The sequence below is a fragment of the Leptospira perolatii genome (assembly GCF_002811875.1).
Classification (GTDB): Bacteria; Spirochaetota; Leptospiria; order Leptospirales; family Leptospiraceae; genus Leptospira_B; species Leptospira_B perolatii.
The window spans coordinates 192,329-214,055 of record NZ_NPDZ01000007.1; the positions used below are offsets into that span (position 1 = coordinate 192,329).

21 protein-coding genes are annotated in these 21,727 nt (G+C 43.1%); 12 read left to right on the forward strand and 9 right to left on the reverse strand.

What is annotated here, in order from left to right:
• Nucleotides 1–25 precede the first annotated feature (25 nt).
• From CH373_RS12620 to CH373_RS12645, 6 genes are read left to right on the forward strand one after another with little or no spacing between them, the layout of a single operon-like run.
• Nucleotides 26–463: a hypothetical protein gene (locus CH373_RS12620; RefSeq protein WP_100713181.1), complete on the forward strand. Its 438-nt coding sequence runs from the start codon at nucleotides 26–28 to the stop codon at nucleotides 461–463.
• A gap of 38 nt (nucleotides 464–501) precedes the next feature.
• On the forward strand, nucleotides 502–1,890 hold the full coding sequence (locus CH373_RS12625; RefSeq protein ID WP_100713180.1) for a TolC family protein: 1,389 nt from the start codon (nucleotides 502–504) through the stop codon (nucleotides 1,888–1,890).
• A complete protein-coding gene (locus CH373_RS12630; RefSeq protein WP_100713179.1) occupies nucleotides 1,887–2,333 on the forward strand; it encodes an LIC13259/LIC11441 family protein in 447 nt (148 codons plus the stop codon). Before CH373_RS12625 ends, CH373_RS12630 begins: the two co-directional genes overlap by 4 nt.
• Nucleotides 2,334–2,376: 43 nt before the next feature.
• Entirely contained in the window at nucleotides 2,377–3,450 is a 1,074-nt protein-coding gene (locus tag CH373_RS12635; protein ID WP_100713339.1) for a heavy metal-binding domain-containing protein, read from the forward strand.
• 22 nt (nucleotides 3,451–3,472) lie between these two features.
• Nucleotides 3,473–6,895 (forward strand): efflux RND transporter permease subunit, encoded by a 3,423-nt coding sequence (locus CH373_RS12640; protein ID WP_100713178.1) that lies wholly within the window; start codon nucleotides 3,473–3,475, stop codon nucleotides 6,893–6,895.
• 24 nt (nucleotides 6,896–6,919) lie between these two features.
• On the forward strand, nucleotides 6,920–7,192 hold the full coding sequence (locus CH373_RS12645) for a hypothetical protein (RefSeq protein WP_125169934.1): 273 nt from the start codon (nucleotides 6,920–6,922) through the stop codon (nucleotides 7,190–7,192).
• A gap of 70 nt (nucleotides 7,193–7,262) precedes the next feature.
• Here CH373_RS12645 and CH373_RS12650 read toward each other — a convergent pair whose 3' ends face one another.
• Entirely contained in the window at nucleotides 7,263–7,835 is a 573-nt protein-coding gene (locus CH373_RS12650) for a class I SAM-dependent methyltransferase (RefSeq protein ID WP_100713176.1), read from the reverse strand.
• 48 nt (nucleotides 7,836–7,883) lie between these two features.
• Between CH373_RS12650 and CH373_RS12655 the strand changes: the two genes are divergently transcribed.
• On the forward strand, nucleotides 7,884–8,570 hold the full coding sequence (locus tag CH373_RS12655; RefSeq protein ID WP_125169933.1) for an ArsR/SmtB family transcription factor: 687 nt from the start codon (nucleotides 7,884–7,886) through the stop codon (nucleotides 8,568–8,570).
• 2 nt (nucleotides 8,571–8,572) lie between these two features.
• Nucleotides 8,573–9,736 carry an NAD(P)/FAD-dependent oxidoreductase gene (locus tag CH373_RS12660; RefSeq protein WP_100713174.1) on the forward strand — a complete coding sequence of 388 codons (1,164 nt, stop codon included), beginning with the start codon at nucleotides 8,573–8,575 and terminating at the stop codon, nucleotides 9,734–9,736.
• Nucleotides 9,737–9,807: 71 nt separating this feature from the next.
• Here CH373_RS12660 and CH373_RS12665 read toward each other — a convergent pair whose 3' ends face one another.
• The 7 genes from CH373_RS12665 to gap form a co-directional block, all read right to left on the reverse strand.
• Nucleotides 9,808–10,800, reverse strand: a complete 993-nt coding sequence (locus CH373_RS12665; RefSeq protein WP_100713173.1) for a response regulator transcription factor — start codon at nucleotides 10,798–10,800, stop codon at nucleotides 9,808–9,810.
• 3 nt (nucleotides 10,801–10,803) lie between these two features.
• Nucleotides 10,804–11,931, reverse strand: coding sequence for an LIC_12097 family sensor histidine kinase (locus tag CH373_RS12670; protein ID WP_100713172.1), 1,128 nt, complete (start codon nucleotides 11,929–11,931; stop codon nucleotides 10,804–10,806).
• 6 nt (nucleotides 11,932–11,937) lie between these two features.
• Nucleotides 11,938–12,597 (reverse strand): endostatin-like outer membrane lipoprotein LenA, encoded by a 660-nt coding sequence (lenA, locus tag CH373_RS12675; RefSeq protein WP_165778830.1) that lies wholly within the window; start codon nucleotides 12,595–12,597, stop codon nucleotides 11,938–11,940.
• Nucleotides 12,598–12,628: 31 nt separating this feature from the next.
• Nucleotides 12,629–13,006, reverse strand: coding sequence for a preprotein translocase subunit SecG (gene secG / locus CH373_RS12680; protein ID WP_100713171.1), 378 nt, complete (start codon nucleotides 13,004–13,006; stop codon nucleotides 12,629–12,631).
• 88 nt (nucleotides 13,007–13,094) lie between these two features.
• Nucleotides 13,095–13,847, reverse strand: coding sequence for a triose-phosphate isomerase (gene tpiA / locus CH373_RS12685; RefSeq protein WP_100713170.1), 753 nt, complete (start codon nucleotides 13,845–13,847; stop codon nucleotides 13,095–13,097).
• A gap of 55 nt (nucleotides 13,848–13,902) precedes the next feature.
• Nucleotides 13,903–15,090 carry a phosphoglycerate kinase gene (locus CH373_RS12690; protein WP_100713169.1) on the reverse strand — a complete coding sequence of 396 codons (1,188 nt, stop codon included), beginning with the start codon at nucleotides 15,088–15,090 and terminating at the stop codon, nucleotides 13,903–13,905.
• Nucleotides 15,091–15,093: 3 nt separating this feature from the next.
• Nucleotides 15,094–16,101 carry a type I glyceraldehyde-3-phosphate dehydrogenase gene (gap, locus tag CH373_RS12695; RefSeq protein ID WP_100713168.1) on the reverse strand — a complete coding sequence of 336 codons (1,008 nt, stop codon included), beginning with the start codon at nucleotides 16,099–16,101 and terminating at the stop codon, nucleotides 15,094–15,096.
• Nucleotides 16,102–16,288: 187 nt separating this feature from the next.
• Between gap and CH373_RS12700 the strand changes: the two genes are divergently transcribed.
• Nucleotides 16,289–17,944, forward strand: coding sequence for a hypothetical protein (locus CH373_RS12700; protein ID WP_100713167.1), 1,656 nt, complete (start codon nucleotides 16,289–16,291; stop codon nucleotides 17,942–17,944).
• Here the strand turns inward: CH373_RS12700 and lepB are convergent.
• Nucleotides 17,925–18,482 carry a signal peptidase I gene (lepB, locus tag CH373_RS12705; RefSeq protein WP_100713166.1) on the reverse strand — a complete coding sequence of 186 codons (558 nt, stop codon included), beginning with the start codon at nucleotides 18,480–18,482 and terminating at the stop codon, nucleotides 17,925–17,927. The genes CH373_RS12700 and lepB overlap by 20 nt on opposite strands.
• Before the next feature lie 107 nt (nucleotides 18,483–18,589).
• Here lepB and CH373_RS12710 point away from each other — a divergent pair, with 107 nt between their 5' ends.
• The 3 genes from CH373_RS12710 to CH373_RS12720 all read left to right on the forward strand — a co-directional run bounded on the left by CH373_RS12710 (nucleotide 18,590) and on the right by CH373_RS12720 (nucleotide 21,582).
• Nucleotides 18,590–19,141, forward strand: coding sequence for a gamma carbonic anhydrase family protein (locus CH373_RS12710; RefSeq protein WP_100713337.1), 552 nt, complete (start codon nucleotides 18,590–18,592; stop codon nucleotides 19,139–19,141).
• A 30-nt stretch (nucleotides 19,142–19,171) separates the two neighbouring features.
• On the forward strand, nucleotides 19,172–20,263 hold the full coding sequence (locus CH373_RS12715) for a hypothetical protein (RefSeq protein ID WP_125169947.1): 1,092 nt from the start codon (nucleotides 19,172–19,174) through the stop codon (nucleotides 20,261–20,263).
• A 191-nt stretch (nucleotides 20,264–20,454) separates the two neighbouring features.
• Nucleotides 20,455–21,582 (forward strand): DUF1574 family protein, encoded by a 1,128-nt coding sequence (locus CH373_RS12720; protein WP_165778829.1) that lies wholly within the window; start codon nucleotides 20,455–20,457, stop codon nucleotides 21,580–21,582.
• Nucleotides 21,583–21,727: the final 145 nt, after the last annotated feature.

The window sequence follows — 21,727 nt, forward strand, 5'->3', positions numbered from 1 at the left end:
CTAGGTCGTCTAACAGTATAAGGATATGGTTTCCACATTTCAAAAAGGGGTTAGCATCGTTACGGCATTGGGATTCGCCGTATTCATAGGTTGCACCACTTTTGGCGGCAAAATAGAGACCTGTCCGATCGGAGTCTCCATCGGGATTTCTGAGAATACCGCTTCCTCCGCGGAAAACTTGCCTCCTTGTCACAAATCGAATCCGGAAGAATCCAGCCAAAAAACTCCGGAAAAGTCGGACTCTTGCTGCACCAAGACCGCAGATTCGATTTTATCCACCGAAATTTCCAAGGTTTCGCACCAGATCGATTCAGTTACTTTAGAAAATCTTTCGGTATTCGAAGCGACTGCGAATAGAGACCTAGTCGTTAATCAAAGAAATTTAATATTCCAATCCGAAATACAATTTTCGCGATCTAAAAACCTTCCTACCAATATCCTATTACAAGTATTTTTAATTTAGAAAAGATTCATTTTTTCCCAACGAATTAAGGAGAAATTATGAATCGTATAGCCATATTTTGTGGTTTTATCTCTATCCTCCTGGTCTTTCCAGTACAGGCGGAAACAAAGAAATTAGAAGAAATACTTCAAATTCTTGCTCAAGAACATCCGGAATCGAGATCCTTAGCCGGGTTATCGCACGCGCATAAGTCCCATTCTGATGCGTCGGGGATTTTGCCTGATCCGAAGATCGGTTTCGCGTATCGCAATTTTCCGGTACGGAACGGACCTTCGCTAAGTGATAAGGCCCCGGACACTCCGACGATGACCGGTATCGAGCTTTCTGTATCCCAGGAGTTTCCCTTTCCAGGGAAACTAGGAACCGAAAAGAGAATCTCGAAGATCATGGAGAACGAAGCCAATCTTTCCTACTTGGTGGGAGTCAATCGCTTGTTAGGTGATTTTTTGATCAGACTGAATCGGATCAAAAGAGCGGAAAAGAAAAGGCAGATCAACAATAGAATTGTAGAACTTTTAGGGGCACAGAGGTCCATTTCCGAATCTTATTATTCCTCCGGAGGGATTCCACTTACCGGTGCCATCAAAGCATCGATTGCAAAGACCGAAGCGATGGAAAGAGAGACCGAGCTGGCTACAGTTCAGAGAGACTTGTCTGCTCAATTAAAATATTATGAAATTCCAAATCAATTGTCCGTATCGGAATTGAGTAATTTGGATCTAGATCGTTTTTTTGAGGAGAGCTTCCTCAAGTTGAACAATATAGCCGTTAATACTTCCGGTTATTCTATCGAAGAAACACCGGACTATAAGATTGGGATAGCAGAAGAAAAGAGGCTCACTGAGCAAGCAAAACTGGCCAAATACTCGATCGCTCCGCAAACTGAGGTCTTCTTTTCCTACATGAAGCGCAGGTCTCAGACATTTGCGATCGATAAAGGTCCGCTTCAGTACGGCCCGATGGACGTGACTGAATACAGAGGAGATTTGTTTAGTTTTGGAGTCAATATGCGCGTTCCTGTTTGGTCCGCTTTGAACTGGAGTTCGGTTACTGGAGAGTCTGAGCATTTTGCGGCTGCGGGGAAAGATTCCGCGGAAAAAGTAAAAGCACAGATCTCTTCGGAGCTCCAGCGCAATCTAGAACTGCTCCGAGGAATTTCCAACCAGATACAAATCGTGGAAAAGAAATTGATTCCGGAAATGGAAAGGGCGGTACGAGTCAGTTCTACCCTATATGCTCCTGGAAAAGCAAGTATTCAGGATACATTAATGGCGCAAGCAGAGGTATGGAACGCAAAAATTCGCCTAGAAGATCTCAAAGAAAAGAAGAACGAAACGATAATCACTACGCTTAAATTGCTTAGTTTGATTTATGAGGCATCAGAAGTGCCGGCACACCAAAAACACGAAAATGGAGAACAAAAATGAGAAAATTTTTAACTATATTTGCACTTTGTAATATTCTAACGATCCAAAACATGTTTGCTCATGAGGGAAAAGAAACTTTTGTACTTAGAGAAGTGGCGAGGATACACTCAGAGCTTTATGAAGGAAAGACTGGAAAAATCGACACTGCAAAGCTAGTGCAATTGCTCAAGGGAGAAGCGGATCGCAAAAAGGATACAGAGTATTTTAAAAAGGCGATTCCTTTTGCGGAAAAATTGGGTTCTACTACGAACGAAGCTGAGAAAAGGGAGCTTTTTCACAAATTGTCTGTAGAGCTGATTCCAGTAGTTGGACACCACGATAAATCCGGAGTCTCTGTATTTTATTGCCCTATGGCCAAGAAGAAGTGGATTGCCTTGGGCAAGGAAGTGCGCAACCCATACGATCCTAAAATGAAGCAATGCGGGGAAGTGGTCCATGAATAGTCGGAGGGATTCTCGGATTCACTTTTGGATTTCGAGTTGGAATATGTTTAGGTCTACTCGAAGTCTCGTCCTGCTTCTTTTGCTTTTCTCTATTGCTCTAACGAGCTGCGGCAAAAAGAAGGATATTTACTACTGCCCAATGCATCCAACATACACCTCGGATCGTCCAGGAACATGCCCGATTTGTAATATGGACCTGGTCAAAAAAGAAGAGGGTAGCGATCATTCTTCTCATTCTGTTCAGAGCATCGAGAGTTCTACGGGCCATGATTTTCACTCAGATCATGGACAGGGAGTGGACGAGAAAACTTCGGATACTCAGTCTCCAGAGATTATACTCTCCGAGGAAAAGCAGCAATCGATTGGAATTAAGACTGATCTGGTTGGTCACAGAAATCTGGTCAAAAAAATTAGCGCATATTCCAATGTGGCTTACGATCCGGAATTATTTGCTGCCTTGAACGAATACAAGGAAGCGATCCGTACTGTGGATTTGATTTCTTCTGACTCTGGTGCTTCGAATGTGGTAAGGAGCCTTCAATTAAGACTTCGTCAATTAGGTTTATCTACTGAACAAATAAGAGTATGGACCTCCGGACAAAGAGATCCATCTGAACTCATTCTAGGCGGAAAGTCTGGAAGGGCTCACATATATTCTCAGATTTATGAATCTGATTTTGCGATCGTGAAAGTTGGACTTCCTATTCGGTTTAAAACTGATGTTTATCCCGACAAAGAGTTTCAGGGTAAAATCAAGAGTATCGATGTGATTCTAGACAAGAATAGCCGTACATTAAGACTTAGAAGCGAGGTTTCGGATCCGAAGCAACTTTTAAAGCCTCAAATGTTTGGAGAGTCCACGATCGAGGTGTCTCTGCCTTCTGTACTTTCTCTTCCTTCCTCGGCGATCTTAGACACTGGAAAGCAAAAGATCGCTTACGTTCAAACTGGACCGGATAGATTTAAGGCGGTTTCTATAAAAACCGGAAAGAATATTGATTCATGGACGGAAGTGGTCTCAGGCCTCGAAGAAGGTCAGAGAGTGGTGACCGAATCCACCTTCTTGATCGATTCGGAAGCGAAGATTCGTTTCGGATCCCAGGCACATAATCACTGAGTTCAAAAGGAATTAGAAAAATATGATTCGTTCCATCATTCGCTTTTCGGCCGAGAACAAATTCTTGGTAATTCTTATGACGGTTATCGTTTTAGTGGCTTCGTACATCTCTATGAAGACGATTCCTTTGGATGCGATTCCGGATCTTTCGGATACTCAAGTAATCGTTTACTCTCGTTGGGACAGAAGTCCGGATATTATCGAGGACCAAGTGACTTACCCGATTGTCACATCTCTTTTGGGAGCTCCAAAGATTAAGGTGGTCCGGGGATTTTCGGATTTTGGTTTCTCTTACGTCTATGTCATCTTTCAGGATGGCACAGATATTTATTGGGCGAGATCTAGAGTCTTGGAATATCTCTCTAGAATACAGCCTTTATTACCCCAGGGCGTAAAGACCGAACTGGGACCCGACGCGAGCGCGGTCGGTTGGGTATTTCAATATGCATTAGTGGACACATCTGGGAATAATTCCTTAGCAGATCTCAGGACTTATCAGGATTTTCATCTTAGATATCTTTTAAACGCAGTACCCGGGGTATCCGAGGTCGCTGGAATAGGCGGATTCAAACGCCAATATCAGATTACGATTCATCCAAATGCATTAAGATCTTATAATATAGGATTTGAAACGGTTATACAAAAAATCAGGGAAAGCAATCAAGAGACCGGCGGTAGACTGTTAGAAATCTCAGGAGCGGAATACATGGTTAGGGGAAGGGGATATCTTTCCTCCCTGCAGGATATTGAAAATATTCCTTTGGCAACAGATCTGAATGGAACTCCGATCCTTTTGAGAAACGTAGCTTCTGTCCAGTTCGGACCTGATATTAGAAGGGGAATCGCAGACTTAGACGGAGAAGGAGATGTAGTCGGAGGGACCATTGTGATGAGACAGGGGGAGAACGCCTTGTCAGTCATAGATCGGGTCAAAGCTAAACTCGGCGAAATCAAAAGAAATCTGCCTACCGGAGCCGAAATAGTAACCACTTACGATAGGTCTGAACTGATCAATCATGCGATAACAAATCTAAAGTTTAAGCTGATCGAAGAAATGATCATCGTTTCCTGCGTGATCCTGATTTTCCTCTGGCACTTTCCTTCCGCGATCATTCCGATCTTAACAATCCCGATTTCTGTAATCATAGCCTTTATTCCAATGAATTTATTGGATATTAACGCAAACATAATGTCTTTGGCGGGCATGGCAATATCGATCGGCGTCTTGGTCGATGGAGCAATTGTGGAGGTGGAAAATGCTTATAAGAAATTGGAAGAATGGGAGGCAGGCGGAAGAATAGGTAACTACCACGCGATTCGGCTTGAGGCGTTATTGGAAGTAGGTCCCTCGGTCTTTTTCTCTTTGCTCATCATAGCTGTGGCATTTTTTCCAATCTTTACACTCGTAGACCAAGAAGGAAGGCTTTTTCGTCCATTAGCTTTTTCTAAAAACATAGCGATGGCGGTTGCTGCATTGCTTGCAATTACCGTGGATCCAGCAGTACGGATGTTATTTACGAGAATGGAACCTTTCCGTTTGAAAAACGAAGTGGTCTCTAAAATCGCCACCACCTTGTTAGTCGGAAAATATTATCCTGAGGAAAAGCATCCTGTAAGTAAACTATTATTCAAATTGTATGAACCGGCCTGCCGTTGGGTTCTGCATCGACCAAAAATGATTATCCTCTCCGCGGCATCTCTTGTGGTTCTATCGATCCCGGTGTATTTCAGCTTGGGTTCGGAATTTATGCCTCAACTTTATGAGGAATCATTTCTGTACATGCCAACGACATTGCCTGGAATTTCTGTCGCGGAAGCCGAGAAGTTGATGGTCGCGATGGATAAAAAACTAAAATCATTTCCGGAAGTAAAACGAGTCTTCGGAAAGTCCGGTAGATCCGATACCGCAACTGATTCTGCTCCATTCTCCATGATGGAAACAGTGGTACTCCTTAAGCCCAAGGACGAGTGGAGAAAAGGAGAGCGCTTCTATTCTAATTGGCCGAGAATCTTCCAACTGCCTTTTCTTCCGTTTGTTCCGGATAGGATCAGTAAAGAAGAACTCGTAGAAATCATGAATCGCGAAATGCAATTTCCGGGAGCTACCAATGCTTGGACCATGCCGATCAAAACTAGAATCGACATGCTGAGCACAGGGATGAGAACTCCGATTGGAATCAAGATACTAGGTTCCTCGCTCGAGGAAATAGAGTCACTCGGGATCAAAATCGAATCTCTTCTGAAAGGTGACAAAGAAGTTAGAAGCGTATTTGCAGAAAGGACCGCAGGAGGATATTTTCTAGACCTGGAACTTAGAAGGGAAAGATTAGCAAGATATAATATTTCGATCGAAACCGCTCAACAGATTATTGTGGCCGCGATAGGAGGGGAACCAATCACCCAAACGATCGAAGGCAGAGAAAGATTTTCGGTGAACGTGCGTTATCCTCGAGAGCTCAGAGATTCTGTGGAAAAGATAAAGTCAATTCTGGTACCGACCCAGGAATTTGGTCATATTCCGATCTCTGAAATCGCAGAAATCAAAACGAAAACCGGACCGTCAATGATACGAGATGAAAACGGATTCTTGGCTGGTTATGTTTATGTAGATCCATCGACCTCGGACATCGGAGGTTTTGTGGATAGGGCCAAGAAAGTAGTGTCAGACTCCATAGATTTGCCGGCCGGGTATTCGATTGTTTGGAGTGGACAGTATGAGAATATGCTTCGAGTCCGCGATCGTATGAAATACATTTTACCGCTTACGATTTTTATTATATTCCTACTCTTATATCTCAATACAAAATCGTATGCAAAAACCATAATAGTCCTTCTTGCTGTTCCATTTTCTCTGATAGGTGCGATCGTGTTGCTGTATGTTTTAGGGTATCATATCTCCGTTGCGGTCTGGGTCGGAATGATTGCCTTGATGGGACTGGATGCGGAGACCGGAGTTTTTATGCTGCTTTATTTGGATCTGGCGTATGAGGATGCGATCAAAAAAAGACGCAGCCTGAATCAGGAGGAGCTAATAGAAACGATTATACACGGTGCAGTGCATAGGATTCGACCTAAAATAATGACCGTCTTAGCTGCGATGCTCGGGCTACTTCCAATCATGTGGTCAGATAGTACCGGCGCAGATGTAATGAAGAGAATTGCCGCGCCCATGGTGGGAGGTTTGTTCACGAGTTTTATTTTAGAGTTACTTGTGTATCCTCCGATTTACATGCTCTGGAAGCAGGGAAGGTTCAATTTTTTTAGATTTCCCCAAAGAAATACTGGGTCGTCCGCAACAGATTGGAAGGTTTACGGGTCCACAAGTATAGAAGAACCGAAAGGAGATTTTTATAATGAGGACAAGTCGCATGCGAATGATGTAGGAGTTCCGAAAACTTCCGGAAAGGTAAAACGAAAACAATCGAAGAATATTGCTAAAATGTAAATTATGAAATTAGGGGGAAATGAAATGATCCGAAAAGGTGGAACAGTATTTTTAGCGGGAATACTATTACTTTCGAGTATTTACTTATTTGCACAAGATGGAGGAAATAATCCTCCAGCCGGTGGTACCAGTGGCCAAGAAGGCCGCGGCGGAGAAAACGGACAACCCCCGAGACGTGATGGAGGAAGCGGACAACAAGGAGAGGGACGTGATCACCACCCGGGAGGAGGAGGTCACAGCGGAGGAAATCATGGCGGACATGGAGGTGGTCATGGCGGACACGGAGGTGGAAGATAATAAAAACTAGAATTACTAAATCTTAAAATTCCGGGGAGCGATGGAAACGTCCTTTTCTATTTCTCTGGTGTTACTTCTTAATTCCGAGGATCCCATAATGCCAAGGTTTTAATTGCCTAAGTTTCGGATTGGAAATTTGAAATCCGGCATTTTCTATCCTATCCAGAAGTTCTTTAGGTTTCGGTCGAATTTCCATTTTGGGACCCCTCGGTGTATTAACATCATACATCCAGTGAATTGCTCCTAACTTTCCATTCGGTTTTAGAATTCTGTAAGATTCGCTTAGTATTTCCTCTGGTGATTCGTGATGTAAAATATTGAATAACATTACATATTCCGCGCTGCTTTCGGGGAGTCCAGTTCCTTCTGCAATAAAATCACGAACCAGAAATTCGATATTCGTCAATCGCTCTTCCGAGGCCCTTTTGGAAGAAAATTGTATCATCTCCTCATCAATATCCAATGCGAGAATCTTGCCTCCGATTTTTTTAGCAACGGGAAGCGTGAAGGTTCCGTAGCCCGAGCCGAATTCCACCAAAAACGAGAGGTTCGAATCGATTTCCATTTTATCCAAGATGAGCTCTATGTCGAAAAGACTTTCCCAGTATCTGAATTCAGGCATTCCACTGTCTCGGACCTTCATATCTAAATTCAAAAAACGCTTGAAATATTCTGTCAATCAAATAAATGTTTGAATATTAGACCGTTTGTGATGAAAGGAAGAGAATACAAATCTTTAGTCTTTAAGGAATTATCCGGAATCGGAAAGGCTCTAGGGGACCCCAAGAGAATCGAAATACTCGATTTGATTAGCCAGGCATCCAAGAGTGTGGAGTCGATCGCTCAGGACTCGGGAGCAAGCGTTGCGACTGCCTCTCATCATTTACAGATCCTTAAGGAAGTTCACCTCGCAAGAAACCAGAAACTGGGAAAATACGTGTACTACGAAGCGAGCGAAGCCGGAGTCAGGCTATTAGATTGCCTTGGACAAATCGGTGAATCCTTGAGCGCGGAAATCGCTCTCGCGACTCGAACTTTTTTTGAAGAGATAGATTCTTTAGAGGCATTCGATTACGAATCCCTGCAAAAAGAAGTTAGAGGCCGAAAGCTCATGCTCATCGATGTAAGGCCTTTGCACGAGTACGAGGTTGGACATTTTCCAGGAGCCATCTCTATTCCGCTCAAGGAGCTGGAAAAAAATTTGGAGAAGCTACCAAGAAGTAAACATGTTGTGGCCTATTGCAGAGGTAAATATTGCGTTCTATCCAAAGAGGCGGTGCAGATTCTCAGTAAGCACGGATTCAAAGCTAAAAGATTGGAAAAGGGAATTCTGGAGTTCAAGGCTGGGGGCCATAAACTCGAAATCGGGGGAAAATAGAAATGGCTAGAATAGTGATTGTTGGAGCAGGTATCGCAGGACTTTCCGCGGCGGATGAGTTGCGGAAAAATATATCTAAAAAACATGAAATAATAATATTAGAAAAGGAAAAAGAATACACGTTTCAACCATCCATTCCTTGGATATTAAACACTAGTCGTAATCCTATTCGGATCAAAAAGGCATACAAACGCTCCAGACTAAAGGGTGTGGTTTTCGAAAACAAGGAGGTAATGAGTATCGATTTTTTGGCGAAAACCATTCGCACGGACAGAGGAGAGATTACCTATGACTACCTTGTGCTTACTCCTGGAGCCAAGTATGCACCTGAAAGACTCTCGGGATTCAAGGAATGCGCATCGAATCTCTATGATCCGATTCAAGCAGAAGAGATTTCTAAGAAAGCACTCGATTGGGGTGGAAAAAAAATAACAATACTTGTCGGAGCTCTTCCTTACAAATGTCCCGCGGCTCCTTATGAGTCAGCGATGATATTGCAAGATTACATTTTTGAAAAGACCGGAAGGAAACCTAGGATTGAAATCATCACCCCTGAGAATTTGCCCATGCCGGTTGCCGGAGAAGAGATTGGCAGTAGTGTGGTTTCTCTTCTCGATTCGAAAGGAATCAAATTTTTTGGAAATTCCAAGGCACTTTCCATCGACCCATGGAGTCGACAGATCGTCTTCGAAAATTCAAAAAAGAAAGAATTCGATGTTCTTTTGGGAATACCGCCTCATGTGCTTCCTGAGTTCTTGCAGGGTAGCCCGATCCAAGGCGCGAACGGATGGATCGAGGTGGATGCGAAAACCCTCCATACGAAACTGAAGAATGTCTATGCCGGAGGAGACGTCGTAGGAATTCAAATCTCGAATGGAAGATTATTGCCTAAGGCGGGTGTTTTTGCAAGAGAGCAGGGAAGGATTATTGCAAAAAATATAATGCACTCTTTCTCCGGGGAATGGATCACGGATGAATTCAGGGGATTCGGTGCTTGCTTTTTGGAAACCGGAGGAGGAAAGGCCGGATTTGCAAGCGGTAAGTTTGTAGGCCCGAATGTGATCGTAGAAATGAAAAAGCCTTCGATTTTTTGGCACTGGGCAAAAATGATTTTTGAAAAATGGTGGCTGTACAAATACTTTAAAGCCGGTCATTCTGGAGCTTAGGTAGCAAAAATCTTAGACAGTGTTTCTTTCAAGCATCAGAAATGCGCTGATCTAACTAAGTAAGTTTCAGCTTAAACCTCATAAATCGACAGAGACTTGTAGCCCTTATTGGTCTGCTTGTCCATCAGTGCGATGATTTCTGTCCTTCTACCTTTTTCTATATTAAAGATCAGTTGATCCGAAATTTCCCTACAGATATAAAGTCCGCGGCCATGAGAATCGGCCAAGCCTGAGGGAAACCCGCTAGGCTCATTCACCGTTATATGTCTATCCAATCTCTTTAAGATTTCTTTTCGATTTAGAGAACCAAAATGATCTCTTACGACTATGATGATGGAATTCTCGGAAATTCCATATCCGATTTCAAAATAGTCCGATTCGGCGAGCTGGATATTTTCCATCGGAACAAGCAGATCTCTAGATGGTAATTCGTACTGGTATTTGGAATTTCCTTTGGAGTCTCTGGGCGCTCGGATCATCGCGTTGGAAGTTAACTCCTCCAAAATCTGATGCACAGCGTTCGGGGCTCCTTTCTCAATCAAATACTTAGCGATGCGATTGCAAAAATAATTTCTTTCTTCATCGGAACTGATTTTGCGATATACGATTCCGTTTTCAGGAGGAACACTAAAGCCTTGGTCATCCGATTGCTGTATTTTGAATTGGTGTCCAAAATACTTTTCCACTCCGAAGATATCCTTAGTAAGAAGTTTATACACCATGACCGGGATCAGGTTGATATCTAAGAAAGAATACTTAGGTATGATATTCCAAATATCATGTTCGTAGGCAAAATTGATATAGTCGTTGATGTTGTAGGCAGTCATCAACGAATAGAGAGTGTGAGGATAATCGTGTTGAATAGTCTTGATTAGATCTAACCCGGATTTGCCAGGCATACGGATGTCCGTGATTACCAAGTCTATCGATTCGCTCTTCAGAATTTTGATCGCCTCGTCGTAATTTTCGGCGTCGAATACCAGATAATCTTTAATTAAAATATCTTTAATTGCTTCCCGAATCGAATGTATGTCTTCGACCACTAGGATTTTATGCTTGGACAAATCTTATCCTCCTTTATTTTGCTCGATCGGCAAAGATACCCTGAATCTCGTTTTTCGCTCGAAGGATTTTACCGTCAGTTCTCCGCTATGTTCTCTTACGATGGAATGGCAAATGGAAAGTCCTAGTCCGGTTCCGATTCCGGATTTATTTTTGGTAAAGAAAGGAGAAAATATCTTGTCCAACATTGTCTCCGGGATTCCGCCTGCCGTATCCTCTATGAATATGTGTACCATATTTTTGGTGCGTCTGACTTCTACTCGGATACTTCCTTCACCGTAATCGTATGCCTGTAGAGAGTTTTTGAACAGATTGATAAACAATCTTTCGATCTTTACCGGATTAAACTGAAAATAAAGACCTGGCTCGCAAAGTATTTCCCACTGTATATTTTTCGAAAGTACAGGATATACCCAGGTCACTGATTCCTTCGCCTTGATAAGGGTTTCGTACAGGTCTGCAGAAGTAGTAACCAGTTTGTCCGGCTTTGCAAAGCTAATGATATCTGAGACAATCATCGCAGCTCTAGTCAGATCCTCCTTGATCATCTCCAGTCGTTTTTTGAAAAATTCAGTATCTAACGAAGATAGATTGCTCATCAGGTTTTGCAGAGTTAAGCTCATGCCAGTTAGAGGATTGTTTAACTCGTGCGCTACTCCGGAGATGAAGATACCCAAGGAAGCTAAGTTTCGGATCCTGAGATTCTCCTCTTCCTTTTCTTTGATTCGAGTGATATTACTGATCTTTTCCACAACCGAGACAATACTTCCATCTTTTTCGATCGGGTAAAAGTCCAGATAAAGAGTTTCCTTTTCATCGTGAGCTACGTGAAAGATTTCTCTGCTGACCTCTGAGCCTTTCGTTTCAAAATCCCGATCAAAATTCTCTTCGTTGTCCTGGTGTTCCCTCATCGGACAATAAGGACATACAGCAGTTCGGTTGTACAAAGCATCATAGCACTTCCTACCCAAGATGGATTGGAAGTCCGTTTCATTCGCAAATTCCAAGGTCGCGCGGTTTACCCTTCTGATTCTGAAGCTCGGATCAATCAGAACCAGAGACTCAGTAATTCCATCGAGTATTGCTTGGAGTTCCTCCGCGCGTTCCTGGAGGTTTTCCATCAAGGATGCCATGCAGGTTCAATATTCTAGGGAATCTTTGAAAGTTTGCAGTAATTTTTTTTGATTTTTGACCGAATGTTGGTTCTGCATTTCTTGGAGTCGAAGGATATGAACAAAGAAATCTTCCAGCAATTTTAGATAGAATTCCTTCTTAAACTCAGAGCGTTCCCGGTTGACTCCCTCGTCGGGAAGATAGGTCAAGGGGTATTCTGCCTCCCTTCCGTTTCGATCCGCGTAGATGAGTAAATCGTCCACATTGGAGTCCAGGGGAGTGTCATCTGTCATTCTTACGACAGTGTTCTCTTCTGAATGATAATTAGAGGTTTTGATTTCCGAGGTCACCTTAGAAAGCGTGGCTCCATTAAACTCAAGTATAATAGATTTTTCCTCGGCTCTTTGGATTCCGTTTCCACCCGGGGTTTCTATCACAGAGAATTTAGTGACCTTGACTCCTTTTCGGTTAGGGTAGCTTCCAATCCAAGTGACCAGGGTTCCCAAGGGAAGGCTTTCCATTCTTTCGTACTTTAGAAGTTCCTTACCTACGGAGAGACCCTCGTAGACCTTGAGGATTCTCTGATTCACGATCTGGGAAGTGCTTGGTTCTTTTTCTTGCGGTTTTGTCTGAGTGTAAAGGGAAGAAGTGTTTGAGAGAAGAAACAGGGCTACTAATAAAAGCAGCCCAGTACCCAAGGAAGGAAGATTGTATTTCTTAAGGTTGGGTTCCGCCAGTGGATCCTGGATTTTTCGGATCCGAATTTGTGGGTTGGACTGCATCTGTGCCTCCAGGGTTCTCTGCTCCAGTAGGTGCGGAGACCTCAGGAGTGATAGGCAGAGGAGTCGTATTGTATCCACTATTTTTGGCAAAAAGGAAAGAAAGAATCAGGGAAAGTGCCAAAAAAAGAACTGCGGTAACTCGAGTCGCCTTTGTCAGCACGTCTGCGGTAGAGCTTCCAAAAACGGATTGGCTCGCGCCTCCTCCGAGTACTCCCCCCATGCCGCCTTTTCCAGTTTGGATTAGCACAAGTAGGATCAAAAATAAACTGACGAAGATAAATAGAACTAGAATGGTTCCGGTGATAAATCCCATGAGTACGTTTCCTGTTATTAAAAGAGGGTTCTTTTTTAAGCGAGACCGCTTATTTGATCCAAGCTACGTTTGGCTTGCCTACTGACAATTAAAATAAGCCAGCGTAACTTCCGATTTTCTGACTGGCGCCGCCCACCAATCCTCCATCTATGTCCGGCTCCGAAAGAAGTTCTTTGATATTGTCTGGCTTTACCGATCCTCCATATAGGATCGGAGTGGAATTCGCGATTTCTATCCCATTTTGGAAAAGTCCGGCAATTTCCTTTCGGATAAATGCGTGAGCTTCCTGTGCCTGTTTAGGAGTAGCCACTTTACCGGTTCCGATTGCCCAGACCGGTTCGTACGCGACCCAGATTCTGGAGAAATGATGGCTGTGGATACTCTTCAAACCTTCCTTGATTTGAGAGCCGAGTATTTCGAAAGTTTTTCCAGCCTCTCTTTCCGAAAGAGTTTCTCCTACGCAGTACACTGCAGTGAATCCATTCTGAACCAAAAAAGAAATCTTACGATTACAGAAATCGCTAGATTCAGCCAGGAACTGTCTTCGTTCGGAGTGCCCGACTAATGCGTGAGAGATTCCGAGTTCGGACAGCTGGTCCGGACTTGTTTCTCCAGTCATTGCAGTCAAACCGGAAGGGTAAATATTCTGGGCTCCTACCTGCACTCCCGAGCCCTCCAAGATTCTACTAACAGCCGCTAGATGAATCGAAGAGGGAAAAATCACGGCCTGTTTTCCTTTTGCGATCCCCGGGATTTGGTCTCGAATTCCCTTTGCTAATTCGATAGCCTCTTTTTCCGAAAGATTCATTTTCCAGTTACCGGCGATGATTTTAGGACGCATTCGATATATCTCCCTTTTTCAAGTTTGTAACGGATTCAGAAAGTCTAATGTATGACTATTTTTCCTGGTTGAGAAGTGCCTGTACCCCCGGAAGTTTTTTTCCTTCCAAGAATTCCAACGAAGCACCTCCACCTGTAGAAACGTGGGTAATTTTACTTTCCACTCCAGCCTTATTGATCGCGGCGATCGAGTCTCCTCCGCCTACGACTGTTTTTGCTTTGGATTTTGCTACCGCTTTTGCGATCGCCATCGTACCTTCTGCGAACTTATCGAATTCGAAAACTCCCATAGGTCCGTTCCATACGATGGTCGCTGCGTTTTTAATTACTTTTTCGTAATTAGAAATCGTTTTGGGGCCGATATCCATTCCCATCCAACCGTCCAAGATTCCCATCTTATCCACTGTCTTGGATTTTGCATGAGGATCGAATTTATCTCCGATCACATGGTCTACAGGAAGTTGTATGTCTACTCCAGCGACTCCCGCTTTTTCGATGAGCTGAAATGCATCTACTTCGAAATCCTTTTCTACAAGAGAGTTCCCTACTGGAACCGCTCTGGATTTTAGGAAGGTATAAGCCATTCCGCCGCCGATCAGTAGATGATCCACTTTATCTATAAGATTCTTTAATACTTGGATTTTGGAAGAAACCTTTGAACCACCGATAATTGCCACAAAAGGTTTTGCAGGTCTGGAAAGTAGACCGGAAAGTTGGGTGATCTCCTGGTACATTAGCAATCCTGCATACGATGGAAGTAAATGAGCAATCCCTTCCGTAGATGCGTGGGCTCTGTGTGCAGCTCCAAACGCGTCGTTTACATACACGTCTGCGAGCGAAGCTAGCTTTTTACAAAAGCCGGCTTCGTTTTCCTCTTCTTCCTTGTGAAACCGCAGGTTCTCTATGACTAAGATTTCTCCGTTTTGTAGCTCTTTGGAAAGTTTGACGACTGAGTCTCCGACCACTTCTTTAGAAAAGGTTACTTTTGCTTTTACCATTTCCTGGAATGTCTTCACCACAGGTTCTATCGAAAATTGCGGATCCGGTTTTCCCTTTGGTCTTCCCAAGTGGCTCGCGATCACTAGACGAGCTCCTTTTTTGAGTAGAAGCTCTATCGTAGGTAAAGTCTTTTCGATCCTGGTTTTGTCCGTGACAGTTCCATTCTCAATCGGAACATTGAAATCCACTCGCAGAAAAACTCTTTTTCCTGCGAGGTCTGCGTTCTCTAATCTAGGAAGTTGCATCGATCAGCCTTTTTTTGCCATATAAAGAATCAGATCCAGCACTCTGTTTGAGTAACCCATCTCGTTGTCGTACCAGGAAACTAATTTAAAGAAGCGTGAATTTAGCTCGATACAAGCATCCGCATCAAAAATGGAAGAGAGAGTAGAACTCAAGAAATCATTCGAAACTACCATTTCTTCTGTGTATCCTAAGATTCCTTTCATCGGACCTTCAGAAGCCGCTTTCATTTTTGCACAGATTTCTTTGAGAGAAGTTTCTTTTGAAGTTCTGACGGTAAGGTCTACTACAGAAACATCAGGAGTAGGAACTCGGAAGGACATTCCGGTCAGTTTTCCGTTTACTTCCGGAATACAAAGACCTACTGCTTTTGCAGCACCGGTAGAAGCAGGAATGATATTCTGCATAGCACCTCTTCCGCCTCTCCAGTCTTTTTTGGAAGGCCCGTCTACAGTAGGCTGCGTAGCAGTAGTGGCATGGATCGTAGTCATTAATCCTTCTTCTACTCCGAAATTATCTAATACCACTTTTACAATCGGTGCTAAGCAGTTTGTAGTACAGGATGCATTGGAAACTACATGATCCGTGCTAGGGTTGTACTTCTCGTTGTTGACCCCCATCACGAAAGTTGGGATGTCCTTGTCTTTGGCTGGTGCCGAGATTACTACTTTTTTGGCTCCTGCCTTGATGTGTTTTTCTGCTCCGACTCGGTCGGTAAACAAACCAGTGGATTCGATTACATAGTCTACTTTCAGATCTTTCCACGGAAGCTTCTCTGGATCTCTTTCAGAAACGCAGAGCACTTTTTTTCCATCTACGATCAGTTCTTTTTCAGTATGTTCTACTGTGCCATTGAAGCGACCATGAGTTGAATCATATTTTAGAAGATAGCCGAGGTTATCAGGAGTTACTAAATCGTTGATAGCTACAAATTCGATATTGGGATTTTTGATGCCTGAACGGAAAACCAGTCGTCCGATCCGTCCGAAACCGTTGATAGCGATTCTAATCATGTTCTTATTTTATTCCTTAGAAAGTTCGTGGCGTTTGCAGGGCGGAATTGCCCTTTAGAAACAAGTTTTTAGGACAAAACCATCCTGAAAATCTGTTTTTTGCAGAATTTTTACAGAAGAAGACTGAGAAACAGCAACTTTCCCTCTTGACTCCATACTTCGCTTACTCATTTTCATTGGGAAGCGGATGCCTTTTTATCTTCGTAAAATTTATAGATCCAATCTTTTTCATTCACTCTGTATCGGAGCAGTCGGCGCGATTCTCCTCGTGCTTATGGGTCATCACCCGAACGACGACGCATATATTACTTTCCGCCACTCTCGGAATTTTGCAGAAACAGGTTTGCTTTCTTGGAATACGATCCCGCCTTACGAAATGGGATCGACCTCTCCATTTCTGGCGTTTGTGCTCGGAGCTTTGGGTTTTGTCTTCGGTTCCGATTCTATTCCGGAACTATCTCTGTATTTGAATGCGTTTTTGCTGCTTCCTTTTTCGGCCCTGATTTACGCGATTGTTAAGTTGCTGGTTTCCGATCGGTTGGTCGCGCTCTGTTCGACTGCTTTGGTTTGTTGGAATTCCTACAATATTCGAATTTACAGCCAAGGCTTCGAGGCATTGCTCTTTTCTCTGGTTTTCCTGGGATCTATCTATTTTCTCTATATTAGAAAGTACGAATTCGGATTTCTTCTTGCCGGGATTGCGCCCTTGGTCAGGCCTGAGGGAATTTTTCTAGTTCCGGTTCTATTTTATTTTCTTGTCCGAAGAAAAAAACTTCCGCTCCAAATTCTTTACTATTTGGTCATTCCGGCGCTCTATTCGATCTATGCGATCTTTGTGTACGGGCAGATTGTTCCGCAATCCGTACTTGCCAAAAAAGCATTCTTTGAGCTGGGCCTGAATTCTGTAGGAGAACCTTCCGAAATAAAGCCCGATTTAAAAATCGCTTGGATCCATTTGGCAGGAATCTGGGATATATTGCTGAAGCCAATTTTATTGATCAACGGCGAGGCAGGAGTTCGGCTTTTAGGATATCCAAATCGACTCGGTAACTTTTTTCTTTCTAAAGGAAACCAACTTCTATATTCGATCCTATTTCTCTATTTAATCGCCATCTATTATTTTCTAAAGAAGGAAGGATGGAGAGGCTTTGAAAAACTATCCTTTCTTTCGTATCCCTTCTTTTTCGTATTCTTTTTGCTATATTCGGTCAGAGTAGAGTTTTGGTATGTGCCGCTCGCGAACAGTTCCATATTGTTACTATTCTGCATCGGACCGATCGTTTTCGTTCGTCTTGGTTCTGTTTGGTGGGAAAGAATTAGAAACGCAAAAACCCTAAGAACTGTCTATCGAGTCATTTTTCTATTCGTATTCCTGCTTTTTGCGGATAAGAACTTGTACGTTCTAAACAAAGGCACTCATCCGTATGATGAACTCAGAGGGCCGATCTATGTTCCTGCCTATCGGGATAAGGACGAGTTCGAAAGATATTTAGGTTATAGAAAGGCAGCTTTTTTATTGGAAGGCGATGTACAGGGCAGAGTATTTACGAACGAGGTAGGAGTGTTCGGCTATTACAGCAAAAATCCAGTGATCGATTCCTTTGGCCTGTGCAGCAGAGAAGTAATCGATGCGTATAGAGAGGAAAAGAAAAAAGGAAGAACTCCGGATTTGTGGGAATCCTATTCGGTAATCTCGTATCTTCGCCCAGAGTATGTGATGGGTGGGATGGTCACTCCAGAAAAAATGTCTAAGTTAAGTAATCCAAGATACGAACTGGTCCAAGAGGTAGGGTATACTGCCTTTGGAAAACCAATCCGAATTTTTAGAAAATCTTCCCGATAATCTTTTCGAAAGCAATCGGACCAAAATCTCGCGAATCGACGCACTCGTCTCGATTGTCGCATAAAACAAAATATTTTCTGTCTTCGATTTGCACCGAGGCAAACTGATCCCTTCTCGAAAAAGATGCAGGAAATGGATTTCGTTTATCGGTAAATCCTAATTCGTAAGGGAGCTTTCCTTCGTTTTCCGGAATTCCGTTTCGGAATAAGGTTTTGTCCTTCATGTAGAGTGTATCGCCCGGTTTTCCTACGATTCTCGCCAAGACTACTTTAGAGGTCTGTGTAGGATGCTCGAGTAAAATGATATCGCCTAAGAACAGAGAAGAGGGCTTGATCCAGCGAAGAATGGTCTTGCGCTCTCCTTTTTTGAGCCCGGGTTCCATTTCATTGGTTTCTAATTTATACGGAAATAGAATCCAAGCGCGGATCGAAAATGCGATGAGAAAACCGATGGAGAGAGAGACTCCAAGAATCTTGGCCCATTTTTTATGGTCGAATTTTTTATCTTTTTCTCCGTTTCCTTTCGGGATAGAGTACATACTCCTATGCTCCAGAAAAGCCTCAGAGGGTCAAAAGGAATTTCGGCTTGAGACAGGTCCGGCCCGAGGGAGAATGGGATGCAAAAGTATTTCGGAGGAATCTATCGATGAAAGAACCAAATCTAAAAATCGGCTCGATTTTGGAATATATGGGAAAGATTCCCGAAATTCATGACAGCGTATTTTTGGCTCCGGGCTCTCAGGTGGTGGGAGATGTAAAAATCGGGAAAGATTCCTCGATTTGGTTTCAGACTTTGATTCGGGGAGATGTGAATTATATTCGTATCGGCGAGAATGTGAATATCCAAGATATGACAGTGGTGCACGTCGCGAGAGATGTATATCCAGTGGAAATCGGAAACAATGTCTCGATCGGACACAGAGCGGTCATCCATGGTTGCATCTTGAAGGATAACTCTTTTGTAGGAATGGGAGCCACTTTGATGGATGGCGTGGAACTGGGAGAATACGCATTCGTGGCCGCCGGTTCCCTTGTAACCCCGGGCAAAAAAATTCCTCCAGGAACTTTGGCGATGGGATCTCCTGCGAAAGTAGTCCGGGAAATCACGGAAAAAGAAAGGGAAATGATCACCCGAACCACCATGAATTATATCAAATACAAAAATAACTACCTTTCCGATCCGTATTACAAGCGTTAGGAGATTTTCTTTTTCATGGCAGAATCGAATCTGGAGGGAGCCAATTTACCTGGAGTATATCTGAGAGGAACGGGAGTCATAGGTTGGCCTCTTGCCTCGCTGTTATTGCTACTACAAGGAAAATTCGGAGGATTTAAGGTATTCATAGAGCCCTACAAACTTTCCAGATCCGAGGTCCCGCAAATATTGTCTTTAGCCGAAAAGGGCGGAATCTTGGTGGACGACGGATCAAATCAGGTCGCAGAACATTTTCCTAACTTTGTCAAAAAATCCGAGGCCCTCAAAGAATGCAAGGTGCTCTGCGATTCTTCTCCGCCCGGAGTCGCCGAAAAGAGATTCGAGGAATATAATACATCTGAATATTCGAATATAATACTATTCGTAGCTCAGGGAAGCGAACATACTTTTGGACCTCAGTTCCTTTATCCTGAAAACGCGAACATACTCGAAAAAGAGCTTCCCAGGTTCATACATATCAGCACTTGCAACACTCATACGTTGGCCGGGATTCTCAGACCTTTTGCGCGAGGAAACGAAATCTCTCCTGAATTCAAAATCACAGATTTGCCGGAGCTTATAGAAGAAGCGGATTTTTTTGTACTGCGAAGAGATGCTGATATGGCAAAAAATGATCCTCACGTAACCGGACCGATCCTCGTTTTGCCGGAGTCAGAGAATGGAACCCATCACGCAAGATTGTTAAACGAAGTATACCATACGATTGGATTTTCCCTAAAGCTTTCATCTTCTTCGGTAACGATCAATTCTCCTTACATGCATTTGATTCGGTTCAAGGTGAAATTAAGAAAGGCGATTAAAAAGGAGGATCTGTTGCATCGAATCTCCAATGATCCTTATCTATCGACTACGAATTTAGTCTCTACTAACTCGATCTTTTCTTCGGGAAGAGACAGAGGATTGTACGGTAGAATTTTTGCGCATGCAGTGTTCCCCTTAGGCGCGTTAGAAGTACAGGGAAAAGAGGTGAGGGGATACGCCGCGACTCCTGGAGATTCTAACGTTCATATTTCTACGGTGTTTGCAGTGTATCAAGGTTTAGGTTTATCTTTTAGTCCTGCGGTCGAAGCTTTACTGATGGGATTAGTACTCCAAGAACTTTGACGGGACTATGAGTTCGATCAAGTTCTTGGTTATGGAAAGAATTTATAGTTTGCTCCGATTCGGAAGAGTTTCGAAAAAATCTGGATTTATCTATAGGATACTAAAGCTTGGTCGGAAAGTTTCGGGGTTTTTGCCAGTTTCCTTTGCGATTCGAAAAAGGAAGTAGAAAGCCCCGTACAAAATGGTCCATTTTGAACTCTGCAAGAAAAAAATACAACTTTGCCTTTTGGCTTCCACTCCTTGTATTTTTAGTCTTTTTCCTATTAGATAAATTATTGCTGATCCCTCGGGTTCGGCTGATAGCGACCGAATACCAGCCTGCATCGAGTGCGGTGAAAGAGATTGCAGAAGACTGGGAGCCGAAAAGCTCGAAATTGGTTCAGGGTGAGAAAGTATTTTGGGCCTTCGGGACTTCTAGATCCAGAAACTTCGATTTGTTTCCAAATCCGGAATATACTAAAAAAGATCCCTTCCTAAATCATTGGGAAAAAGAAAGTTTAAAAAATTGGGAAGGGGTCGGCGTTGCTGTGAATGCGGCTACGATGCAACTTTTGCATATTCGATTGCTTCAGATTTTGGATCGCGGAATCCAGCCTGAATTAGTATTTTTCGAAATCTCTCCGATGAGTTTTAATTCCAATCACGCATATAACGATTATTTTAAGCAGGATGTCGTTCCGTTCCATCTTCTATGGAAGCATAGAAGCGATCTAGGATACAAGCCACTGGTAGATTGGCTCCTTCCTGTCTTATTTTCCAGTTATAGATTCAAATTTTCTCCGAGGACCGCCTGGAGAACGATTACCGGAAATAGGATCCAGGGAGAAGTGGATTTTCTGGATGCATTAGAGAAAAATAATTCTGCTTCCAAAGACGCCTTATCCAAGGCGGATCGACCATCGATAGAAAGCCCGAAATTTGAAGATGACAAAAATCCGACTTTTAGCCTAGGAGAAAAGTACGGTCTCTGGTACGAGTACTTTACCAAATCGGAAGAAAAGAAATACTTTGCAAACTATCGAGTAGACCCCGAGCAAGTAGAATATTTAGAAAAGACGATCCGGCTCTTGCAATCCAGGAAAATAAAGACCATATATTGGAGACCGAAAATACATTCAGAATTTTTAAAATTAGAAAATCGAACCGAGATACAAAAGCAATTGGAGCTGAGCGTGTACCCATTATTCAAAAAGTATGGAATTCGGTTGGTCGATGCAAATCAGGTCTCTATGGCTTGCGATTATTTTAAGGACGCAAGTCATCTTTCGGCAAGATGTTATACTTCTCTTACTGCAAAACTGTTGGAAAACGGACTATGAATTTTCTGAATCAAAAGCGAAGGAAAGGTTAAGAATTGTTATTCAATAGCTTTGCGTTCCTGGCTTTTTTCCCGAGCGTATACATCCTCTATTGGGTGTTCCCCCATCGTTTCCGCAGGGAAGTTCTGATTCTTGCCTCCTTTAT